The organism is Kitasatospora sp. NPDC057512 (assembly GCF_042802135.1).
In the GTDB taxonomy this organism is placed as follows: domain Bacteria; phylum Actinomycetota; class Actinomycetes; order Streptomycetales; family Streptomycetaceae; genus Kitasatospora.
In genome coordinates, this window is the sequence record NZ_JBHVET010000851.1 from 1 (window position 1) to 3,275 (window position 3,275).

General features: G+C 76.8%; 2 protein-coding genes. One reads left to right on the top strand and one right to left on the bottom strand.

Features of this window, described 5'->3' with window-relative positions; translation table 11 throughout:
* Positions 1 to 90: 90 nt before the first annotated feature.
* The gene (locus tag ACFU6K_RS34745; protein WP_380669954.1) at positions 91 to 942 is read right to left on the bottom strand and encodes an alpha/beta fold hydrolase; all 852 of its coding nucleotides are present in this window, start codon (positions 940 to 942) and stop codon (positions 91 to 93) included.
* A gap of 359 nt (positions 943 to 1,301) precedes the next feature.
* On the opposite strand from ACFU6K_RS34745, the gene ACFU6K_RS34750 reads away from it, so the two are divergent.
* The coding region (locus ACFU6K_RS34750) for a hypothetical protein (RefSeq protein ID WP_380669956.1) at positions 1,302 to 3,275 on the top strand (1,974 nt) is incomplete at its 3' end.

The following is a 3,275-nucleotide window of genomic DNA, read 5'->3' on the forward strand; positions in this document are numbered from 1 at the left end:
GTGCCGGACAGCCATCTCAACGACGTTGTGCCGCACAACAGTTGACCGATGACCCGGTAGCTGCGTGACGGCTCCCCTCCCGGAATTGGGTCAGCCCCAGAACTCCCGCAGGGCGGCGTTGACGGCGGCGGGTTCCTGGGTGTGCGGGTAGTAGCCGGGCACCCGCAGGAGGCGGCCCCCGAGGGAGTCCGTGAGCGACTCGGCCACGGCGATGAGGGGGAGCCCCACGTGCTCGCGGTACGCGTCCGGAGCCTGCTCCCAGGTTCCGCAGATCACCAGGACCGGCAGGGCGGCGCGCCGGATCGCCTCCAGTGGGATCCGCGCCTCCCAGACGGGCCGTTCCCCCATGGAGGTGGCGACGGCACGGAGCCGGCGCGGCGTGGGCTCGGGCATGGCCATCCCCAACCCCTCCGTGGACGCCCGTAGATACTGCTCCGGCGTGACGCCGTCCGGGATGCCCGGGGCACCGTCGCGCACCCGGTCGAGGAGGGCGGCGACGACCGGATGGTGCGCGGCGGCGGTGAAGGCGGAGGGCTGGACGAGGGCGAGGGAGCGGACGAGGTCGGGTCGGTGCGCGGCGGCGAGGAGCGCGGCGACGGCGCCGTTGCCGTGCCCCACGAGGTGGGCGCCGCCGAACCCCGCGGCGGAGGCCCCGTCGCCGAGAAGCCCCACGATGTCCTGGGCGTCGACGTCGAAGTCGCTGCGCGCGGTGTCCGGGCTGTCGCCGTAGCCCCGGCGGTCCATCAGGAGGAGCCGTCGGCCGTCCGCGAGGGGCCGTTGCCCGGCGAACCCGTACGCGGGGTCGCTGCCCCAGCTGAAGATGTTGTGGACGAAGAGCGCGGGGACGGCCGTCGGGGTCGCCAGGGCTCCCGACGCTGTCGGGGCCCGGCCTCCGCCGGCCCGGTCGCGGTCATCCCACACGGTCACGTGCACGGCTGCCATGGGTCATCCTCCCGAAGCCGAGGAACGTCAACTCCCGTGAGCCTAGACCTCGATCCACTGCTGGCGCCTGTGCCGGAGTGCCACGGGGCCTCGGGCCGGGCGGTGCCGGGAGGCGTGCGCGAGCGGTGGGCACTCGGCCTACCCGCCCGGCGTCCGGTAGATTCTGCGCCCGGTTGATCGGCGCACGAAGTGGCCGGGTGCCGTGGGTTCGACGCAGGGGGCGACGGGTGCGGAGCGGGAACGGGCGTGTGGGGGGTCTGCTGGAGTGCTGGCGGGCCGTCGAGTTGTTCAGTCCGCCGCCGATTCCGGAGGTGCCGCGGAAGCGTCGGTCGGGTCGCCCTCGGGCGTCGGACGCGGTCGTGGTCGATGTGACGCCGGCGGCCGGGCAGGCGGCGGCGTTGCTGCCGTGGGCGCCGGATCATCCGGAGACGGCGGCGCGGCGGGCGCCGCGGGGGATGGTGTGGCGGCACGAGGTGTACGGCGGGGTGTACGACCTGGAGCTGCTGCGCCAGGCGATGATCGCCGTGCTGCCGGAGGGGACCGACCCGGACCCGGGCGTGCCGGACGAGGAGTTGGTGCTGTCGGGGAGGAGCGCGATGTTCGCGCTGGTCCTGGACGAGTACGGGCGGCCGGTCGAGGACACCTCGGTGGTCTCGGCGTGCGGCTGGGCGGCGGGTCGGCTGTTCGACCCGGGGCCGTCGGTGGCCGGGTGGCTGGACGGGTTCGAGGAGTTGGGGGAGGCGTTCGAGGTCGCGGTGGGGCGGCTGACCGCCACGCCGATCCCGTACGCGCCGGGGCCCTCGCCACTGCCGGGCCCGGTGCCCGTCGGGGAGGAGGCCGTCCGCGGCTGGCGGCAGCTGATCGCGGAGATCCTGGGCGGCGCGGCGGTGGCGGCGGTCGGTGCGCTGTTCGGCGAGGTCGCCGGGGCCGCGGTGCGCGGGGCGACGGAGCCGCTGGTGCGGCGCGTCGCGGACTGGTCGGCGGCCCGCCGCCCGGACGAGGAGAGCGCGGCGGGGGATCCCGCCCCCGTGCCGCCGGAGCCGGCCACCGAGGCCGAGGACACCGGACCGCGCCCGGTCGGGCTCGCCGACCTGGTCGCCCTGACCGCCCAGATCGCCCACCTCTGCGGCGTCGAGGAGCACCTGGACCCGCGGGTGATCCGGGTCCGGAGCCGCCTCGTCCACCGCCCGCGCGACCCGAAGGCCAAGCCCGCCGCCGCGCAGCCGTTCCTCAACAGCCTGCTGCCGCCCGACCTGGCCCGGGTCCGCGCCGCGCTCGACGACGGCCTCGGCCCGGCCCTGGAGGCCTACCTGACCGGCCGCCGGGACATCCCGGTCGGCGCCCGCACCGATCTGCGCGAGGACCGGCTCACCGTCCTCGACGGCGTCCACCCGGCCCTCGTCCCCGCCGGGCGCTGGCCCGCCAAGGCGCGGTACCCGCTCGCGCTGAGCCAGCAGTTCGCGGTCAACCGCATGCTCGCCGACCGCACCGCCGGGGACGCCGACGCCGGCGGCCTGTTCTCCGTCAACGGCCCGCCCGGGACCGGCAAGACCACCATGCTGCGCGACCTCGTCGCGGCCCTCGTGGTCGAACGCGCCGCCGTGATGGCCGGCTACCGGCGGCCCGAGGAGGCGCTCGTCGGCCGCCCCTGGCGGGGCAAGGACCGCCAGGGCGTCCACGCGCGCTTCGTCTCCGCCCTCGACCCGCGGCTCACCGGCCGCGAGATCGTGGTGACCTCCTCGAACAACGGCGCCGTGGAGAACATCACCGCCGAACTCCCCGGCGCCGACGCCCTGGACGAGCACTGGCACGACGGCCCCGACCACTTCTCCGACCTCGCCTCCGCCCTGCTCGGCGGCGCGCCCGCCTGGGGGCTGGTCGCCGCCGTGCTCGGCAACAAGTCCAACCGGACGAGGTTCACCGAGCGCTTCTGGTGGGGCCGGCTGCCCGAGGACGAGACCACCGCCCGCGACGCCGCCGGGCTCCCGCCGCTGCGCGGCATGAACGCCGTCCTCGGCGACTGGGTCCCGCCCAGCACGCCCCGACCCGCCCGCACCCCGCGAGACCGCCGCGCCGCCCCGGACACCGGTACGGCGGAGGGCACGGCCGCACCCGCCGCCACACCCACCGTCCCCGCCCAGCCCGTCCCCTCGTGGCCGGAGGCCGTCGCCGCCTTCAAGGCCGCCCAGGCCGAGGTCGAGCGCCTGCGCGCCGAACGCGTCCGCCTCGCCGCCACCCTGGCGGAGACGGCCTCGGGCGAGGCCCAGCACCGCCTCGACGCCCTGCGCGCCGCCATCGCCCGCGCCGACGGCCGCGCGGCGGCCGCCGAGGCC

Excerpts from the sequence above, each read along its gene's own strand:
- ACFU6K_RS34745 (WP_380669954.1), bottom strand. The coding sequence starts at position 942 with ATGGCAGCCGTGCACGTGACCGTGTGGGATGACCGCGACCGGGCCGGC.